Annotated in this window: 7 protein-coding genes; 5 read left to right on the top strand and 2 right to left on the bottom strand. The window is 55.5% G+C overall.

Translation table 11 applies throughout. From position 1 onward, the window contains the following. Window positions 1-415: transposase (locus C0Z18_RS06585; protein WP_146013954.1), on the bottom strand; the 415-nt coding region annotated here is incomplete at its 3' end. Window positions 416-507: 92 nt separating this feature from the next. On the opposite strand from C0Z18_RS06585, the gene C0Z18_RS06580 reads away from it, so the two are divergent. The 5 genes from C0Z18_RS06580 (at window position 508) to C0Z18_RS06560 (ending at window position 5189) form a co-directional block, all read left to right on the top strand. Beyond that, the gene (locus C0Z18_RS06580; protein ID WP_408646971.1) at window positions 508-990 is read left to right on the top strand and encodes a DUF2345 domain-containing protein; all 483 of its coding nucleotides are present in this window, start codon (window positions 508-510) and stop codon (window positions 988-990) included. 18 nt (window positions 991-1008) lie between these two features. Then, window positions 1009-3387, top strand: coding sequence for a M23 family metallopeptidase (locus C0Z18_RS06575; protein WP_102644563.1), 2379 nt, complete (start codon window positions 1009-1011; stop codon window positions 3385-3387). A 3-nt stretch (window positions 3388-3390) separates the two neighbouring features. Continuing rightward, window positions 3391-4017: a hypothetical protein gene (locus tag C0Z18_RS06570; RefSeq protein WP_102644562.1), complete on the top strand. Its 627-nt coding sequence runs from the start codon at window positions 3391-3393 to the stop codon at window positions 4015-4017. 165 nt (window positions 4018-4182) lie between these two features. Beyond that, window positions 4183-4803: a hypothetical protein gene (locus tag C0Z18_RS06565; RefSeq protein WP_102644561.1), complete on the top strand. Its 621-nt coding sequence runs from the start codon at window positions 4183-4185 to the stop codon at window positions 4801-4803. A 110-nt stretch (window positions 4804-4913) separates the two neighbouring features. Continuing rightward, window positions 4914-5189: a PAAR domain-containing protein gene (locus C0Z18_RS06560; RefSeq protein ID WP_102644560.1), complete on the top strand. Its 276-nt coding sequence runs from the start codon at window positions 4914-4916 to the stop codon at window positions 5187-5189. Window positions 5190-5575: 386 nt separating this feature from the next. On the opposite strand, the gene C0Z18_RS06555 is transcribed toward C0Z18_RS06560, so the two are convergent. Further along, entirely contained in the window at window positions 5576-6817 is a 1242-nt protein-coding gene (locus tag C0Z18_RS06555) for an MFS transporter (RefSeq protein ID WP_102644559.1), read from the bottom strand. Window positions 6818-6900: the final 83 nt, after the last annotated feature.

The raw sequence follows: 6900 nt of genomic DNA, 5'->3' as shown, positions 1-6900 counted from the left end.
TGTCGCTGGATAATAGTTTCAGTCCGCGACACAGTTCGACGAAACGCCGGCATACGTTGCGAATGGCTGCGCCGTTGTCGCGGCGAAAGTCGGCGATCGTCTTGAAGTCCGGCGCGAGACGTCCCGTGAGCCACATTAGCTCGACATTGCGCTGGCATTCACGCTCAAGGCGCCGGCTGGACGGAACACGGTTCAGGTACCCGTAGATATAAATCTTGAGCATCACCCCTGGGTGATAAGACGGGCGCCCCGTGAGCGCCGCAATGGCCCCCTCGAAACCGAGATCCTCAAGCCCCAACTCGTCGACGAAGGCATCTATGACTCTGACCGGATTGTCCTGCCCGACATAGTCATCGAGGCATTCGGGCAGAAGTGAAACCTGCTTGCGGTCATCGCCTTCAACGAATCGCTTCATGAGTCACCCGGGGGTCGATGCGTTGATTCAGTTTAGGCGACGACTACGTTTTCACACAGCCTCGGTCGTTTCCCGAACTGAACGAACCGCATTTGCTGCTTGCTGGAGCGGGCGGACTGCAAGCAACGACGCCGGCGACCGTCCATATCAATGGCGAGGAGCATATCGCGCTTACGGCGGGCCGCAATGTGTCGGTTACCGCCCGAAAATCGTTGTTAGCGAGCGTGCTCGGTAAGATCAGCCTGTTCGCGCAAAGCCTCGGAATCAAACTGTTTGCGGCAAAAGGGGCGGTCGAAATCCAGGCCCAGAGTGACAAAATGGCGCTCGCGGCCCTCAAGGACCTTTCGATTTCCAGTACGGACGGACGGGTCGTTATCACCGCAGCGAAGGAAGTTTGGATCGGTGCGGGCGGCTCCTATATCCAAATAAACGGCAACGGGATCGTCAACGGCTCGTCGGGGCCGATCGTCGAGAAGACCCCGAAGTGGAGCAAACAAGGAGCCGACGCACAGATGCCCAGTTTTCCGCCGTTCGGAACGGGCAAACCCACCGACGATTACTCGCATTCACTTTAATCAGGTTGCAAGCGTTCCATGATTATCAGCCCTCCCTTTCTTTCGGCGGCACAGTCGCAGCAAAACGATGCCATGTCCACGGCAGATGCCGGCAATACGGTTGTGCCGGATGGCGATGTGTGCGGGGCGAACATGCTCGAATGCTCGCCTGGCAACGGCGCCTATCCTGTTAGCTTTAACCTTGGCTGGCATGGCGGTGCGCACCTGATTGCGCCGACTGATGGCAACCAGCCCGCGCCGGTGCGTGCAATCGCAGACGGAAAGATCGTGCATGTGCGCGCGACTGATACAACCAAGAGCGCAGCACTTCAATACCGTGGCGTGCGCACTGATGACGGGTGCGTCGTCATCCGGCACGACACCGAAATTGGCGAGGGCGATAACGCGAAGATCACCTTCTATTCGGTGTACATGCACCTGCAAAACGTCATGCCAACGCTGGCGGTGGGCAAAAAGATCTATCGTAAGGATATCTTGGGCACTCCCGGCCAGATCTACGGACAGTTTCCGCAGATCCACTTCGAGATCGTGTGCGACGAGGCGAATCTAAAGAAGATCATCGGACGCGAGCCCGGTCCGGTTGGACAAACAGGGCGGACCGATGCGGTCTATGGGGACATCTGGTTCTTTGTGCCGCGAGGCGCCAAGATTTTCGCCAAGGAGCCTCACCCTTATCGCGATGACGACAGTGCTCCGGCCGTGGGGGGACTTCAGTCGCAGGCATGTTTGATCGAGGCGGGAATCAGTTGCGATCTCGTGATCCGCATGCATTATGAAAAAGATTGCGTGCTGACCACCTATGTTCAAGCTGCGGATGGGTATTGGTCTGCGTCAGGCGCAATGCCCGCTGAGAACGAGGCCGAATATGGCTTGTATAAGCGCGCTATGGCGCTATCCGCCCGCTATAGTGATGGCAGCCTTGCGGGTGTCGGCAGCGGCGCGATAGCGCCCTCACCAAGCGCAATCTTCGAGATGATCCGCTTCGGTCGCTGCATCAACGACCAACTTGCTTCTGGCGCGCGGTTCAACCATTGGAGGAAGGTAAAGACGCCGGACGGCGACGGGTGGATCAACCTGTCCGTGCCCAGTGTGCGAGTTTATAGCGATGCCGATTTCCCGGAATGGGCGGGATGGAGCTTTGTCAACGATGACACTACCTCCGACAGTCTTTGTGACTCCGCGACGGTAAAGCAGTGGTTGGATATCAATCATTCGGGGCATGTCACCCACGCCGATGCAGTAGGGGCGTTGAGCGTCGATGCGGTCAAGCAGCGCCTCTCGCACGCCGTCTGCAAGTTCCCCACAGAATGGAGTAGGGATGGACGATTTGATCGGTATATGTGGTTGAAGAGCCCGCACGAAGCGTTGAGCAATCCGCTGTCGGATGAGGATTTCCTCACGTTGATGGAGCATGTTCGTGTTCTGGGTTTTTGGGAGGACATTGTCGATCCCGACCTGCCTCCGGCCAGTGAATGCTGGCATTTTCCTCCGACGGCGTTCTTGACGCAGTTGCGAACGTGTGGATGGTTCAGTAAGGCCGAATTCAAACAAATTCTCCCCATGGAGGTCTTGCGAGAGGGGCCGCACCATGCCATGTACTACGAAAATGTTGCTGATGTGACTAACGATTTCTTGACGAATAATCTTTTGTCACTCAATCGCTCGCTTAGAAAATACCTTATCGACACACCAAAGCGCATGTCGGCGTTTTTTGGGAATGCATTGCAAGAAACGCAATGGCTCAGCAAGCTTCACGAAGATAATTCGGCAATGTGGTATTATCCATGGGACGGTCGTGGATTTCTTCAATTAACTGGACCGGATAACTATGTGTGTTACTTCGATTTTATCGGGCGCGGTTCTGAAATTTCTCGGCAAGCTCGGGCGCAATTGCATAATGCTTATCAGGCCGCAAGTGCGGATCGTGCACATGCGGAGAATCATATCGCAGATCGTGCAAGTGGCGTGACGCAAACCATGATCGGCTGGCGCTCCAGCGTTGGTGGGGGAGGTCAGCCGAAAACACCAGATGACCTGCTTTTTCCCTCGGATAGTGCCGGGTTCTATTGGCTTAAAATGGAGATGGCTCGATATGCGGATGGAGATATTAATCTTCAACGCCGTGAAGTATTGGCGACGAAGCCGCCACACCATCATCAGTCAGACCCCAGTCCGGCGATTCAGAAAGTTTATTACCATAGCGATAATTTTCACGACGCATCTGCCGCAGTGAACTACCCGGCTGGAGTTGGTAATCAGAATTCTACGTTCAATGGATACGTGGCCCGCTGTGTGGGATTTGCTCAAACATTGGCAGTGGTGGGCGAGCCATGGTTTTTAGATGCGCGCGGGGCCACTCTTTCCTTTCCCGAAGGTCGACAACCAAGAAGGGGTTGAATAATGAAGAAAAAGATCATGGCGGCAATGCTGCTTGCCATCCTGCAGTGTTGTTGCGCGGAAGTCGCATTCAGTCAATCAAGCATTGGGGCGAAGCATCAGATTTTATCGGTGGATATGGGGGCGCCGGGGTGTGAAATTGATATTGTCGATCTTTATGGTGGGCATTTAAAAAGTGGCATGCCGAAAAATGCTTCTTACTGGACTGATGTGCCGCCGGTTCGTAGTACTCTTGAAAGGTTTGGAATTAATTTTGAGTGCCAAACTGATCAAGATTTTATTGATGCGCCGCACAATTTTGGGGCTCAGTGGAATGAGGGTAAGAAGAAATGGGATTTGTATTACGAGGATGAGAACGACAGTAAAATATTGCCGCCTGTCTCTCGGATCTATCAGTTAAAATCGCACAATGCCTCTGGTTTTATGAGGACGACAGACCAAATTAATGGTGAGGAGGATCAACGCGTCCGCTTTTATTCATTTTGTCTGTTGCATGATAAAACCGCCGTTTGCGGGACTGGTCAATCGATGCGACTCGAGGAGCCAAGGGGGGATTATCTGCCTTTCATCATGCGCATACTTCGGAGCGTAAATTTTGTCGATGATAAAAAAGGCGACCCTAACCAATGAGCATCTTTACGCCAATTTTGATTTCGTTTTGTGCCACTCGTTAGTATGTTGAATGTCGCTAGTGTGATATTCCTCGTGAGGCCGATGCCGACCGGGAGTGGGGTGACGAGATGCGTTGGTTGGAACGTGTCATTTCCTCGATATTTAGTCGGCCTGTATTGAACGATGAGACGAAAGCTGCCAGTCGTTGCTCTATTCTTTGCTGAGATTTGCTCAGATCAGTTCGCATTTGGGCAATTGACGATTGCGGTAAAGCATGAGGTTCTGTCTGTGGACATGGGGCAACCCGGCTGTGTAATCAGTGTGGTCGACTATTTTGATGGGCATCTAGCGAGTCGAATGAAGATGACGGCTGGCTATTGGACTGATGTGCCCCCAGTGCAGAGCACGCTTGGCGATTTCGGGATTCGATTCAAATGTCGAATTGGTCAACAATTTGATGATGCTGCGCAGAAGTATGGGGCTCAGTGGGATGAGGGGGGCAGAATTTGGAAGTTGTATGACGAAGATGCGAGCGATAGAAAGCTATTGCGACCTGTTTCTAAAATCTATCAGCTAAAATCACCCAATGCAACCGGATTTTTGCGAACAACCGATGAAATTAGTGGTGATGAAAATCAGCGCGTTCGCTTCTATTCGTTTTGCCTTTTTCATGAAAAAGCGGCAGTTTGTGGTGAGGGCCAATCGATGAAGCTCAAAGAGCCGAAGGGGGATTATTTGCCAGCTATTCTGCGCATCCTTCGTGGTGTAAGCTTTGTCGATTATCTCGCGGGAGGGAATCAATGATTGATTTTGTTGCGCAAAAAAATGTGGAAAGATTGGAGTGTTGTTAGTCATTTTAAAGTCAAGTGATTAAATTTATCTTTGATTAAAAATTGAAATTCAGGTTTTCTTAGATGAGTAAAGCATCTGTCTGCCATGACGATCCCACCACCACAGGTGGCAAGGTCATCGCAACTGCCTCGACCATGTTCGATGGTGATCGCCGTATCGCACTCGATGGAGAGATGGCCACTTGCGGTAATTGTCCTGGAGAACACCCAATCCAAGGTACAGGTATGGACATGGACGAAGATGGGCGAGCCAGCGTGCTTGACAACGATCCCGTACAGTGCCCATGCGGCCAAAACCATGTCAAGGCGGGATCGGACGCCGGGTGCTCGACTGGCTGACGCTAAGCGGCATGCGATTGTCTTCTGAGTTTCAAAAGCCTCGCGTCCTTGAATGGTTGTCGAACGGACCGACCGCTTTGAATTCGCGCAGGGATTAGCTCGCGCGCGTGTTCACAATCGAATCGGGAAAATGATTCTCGGACAATGCCCAACTCTTCAAGGAGCGCCAACGGTTTGTCGACTGTAGCTGATGTAAAGCCGGTCTGCTCGACAAGTCAACCGGAGGTCGCAATGAAGCGTTCCATCAGCGCTCTGTGGATCCGTAAAGCAGAAGGAGTGGCACGACGGAGCGTGCCGACCAAAAGCGCAATCGCCCCTTCAACTACGGCGGCTACCTCGAAATCATGAACCGAGGCACCCAACTTCCGCGTGCTTAACCGGCACGCTCAGCCCCGCACTGCCCGCGGAAACAGCGGATGCGCGAGCAGCGCGACGAACCCTGCGACGAGCCACACGAACGCCCACGAACTCGCGGCTAGCAGGTGCGGCAACAAGAACGGCACGAGAAACATCCCGGCATAGACGATCGAATTGGCCATCCCGAGGGCCGTGCCCGCACGAGCGGGACCCGCCAGCGTGGCCAACTCGGCATACGCGACACCGTGCCAAGCGGAGACGCACACACCAGCGAACACGATCAGCGCAACGACGGCCGCGATCGATGCCGAGTGCCCCAGCGCCACGATGCCCGAGAGCGCGGCAAACGACGCGGCGGCAACGAGCGTCGAGCCCCGGATGTAGCTTCGACGATTGCCGCGACGGTCCGTATGACGCCCGCTCCAAACCCGCATCGCCATCGCGCCGACTTGCAGCGCGGCCATCGTTGCGCTGATGCCGGCAATGCCGAGATGGCCGAAGTCGTGCAGAAAGACGGTGGCGAAGGTCAACACGGCCAATTGCGGCACGCATAGCACGCCGATGCCGAGCGCGACGCGCCAGATGGCCATATCGCCAAGCGGACTACGTTGCGCATCGACGTTGGACTTCGCAGCCGCCGCCGCGTGCGGCGGCTCATGAAGCCACAAGATCGCCAGAGCCGCGGGAACGGCGCATAGCAGCGCCAATGCGCTAAACACGGCGCCGAACCCATACGTCGAAGCAAGCCACGGTAACAGCGACGCGCCGATGCCGCCGCCGAGCGGCACGGCGGTTTGGCGAATGCTCATCGCGACGCCGCGCTCGCCCTCCTTGAACCAGCTCATGATCGCGCGGCCGCTGGAGCCATTGACGCTGCCGCCGAGCAAGCCGACCACAGCAAGAGCCATGACCAATAACGGCAAAGCCGGCACCGCCACAGCCGAAGGCACGAGGAACAGGGCCATCGACAGCAGCGCGAGCGCGGTCGCGAGCAAGCCGGCGATCAGGACGGGCCGGTCGCCGAACCGGTCGGTCGCGACGCCCCAAGGCAACTCGGACAGCGCGATGCCGAGACCGGTCGCGCCGAGCGCGATCCCGAGTTGCGCATTGCCGAGGTGGTACCCCGTGCGCATCCATATCGCCGTGGTCGGAATCCCCGCCGCGGCTGCCGAGAAACCCGCGTTGGCCGCGACGCCGACGCCGAGTACCTTCCACCGGTGCGAGGCGCCGAACGCCCGGCGCGGCGCCTTCGCGACATATTGCGTGTCCATTCGTGACTTCCTCTGACGTTTGACGAACGCAGTCTCGCACTCTATGATCATCCTGAAAATCGGATAATTCAGAATCAATCGTT

Origin of the sequence: Trinickia dabaoshanensis (assembly GCF_002879885.1) — a bacterium.
Taxonomy (GTDB): Bacteria; Pseudomonadota; Gammaproteobacteria; order Burkholderiales; family Burkholderiaceae; genus Trinickia; species Trinickia dabaoshanensis.
This window is presented reverse-complemented; position numbering and strand designations above follow the sequence as displayed.

Excerpts from the sequence above, each read along its gene's own strand:
- C0Z18_RS06560 (WP_102644560.1), top strand. The coding sequence starts at position 4,914 with ATGAGTAAAGCATCTGTCTGCCATGACGATCCCACCACCACAGGTGGC.
- C0Z18_RS06555 (WP_102644559.1), bottom strand. The coding sequence starts at position 6,817 with ATGGACACGCAATATGTCGCGAAGGCGCCGCGCCGGGCGTTCGGCGCC.
- C0Z18_RS06570 (WP_102644562.1), top strand. The coding sequence starts at position 3,391 with ATGAAGAAAAAGATCATGGCGGCAATGCTGCTTGCCATCCTGCAGTGT.
- C0Z18_RS06565 (WP_102644561.1), top strand. The coding sequence starts at position 4,183 with ATGAGACGAAAGCTGCCAGTCGTTGCTCTATTCTTTGCTGAGATTTGC.
- C0Z18_RS06575 (WP_102644563.1), top strand. The coding sequence starts at position 1,009 with ATGATTATCAGCCCTCCCTTTCTTTCGGCGGCACAGTCGCAGCAAAAC.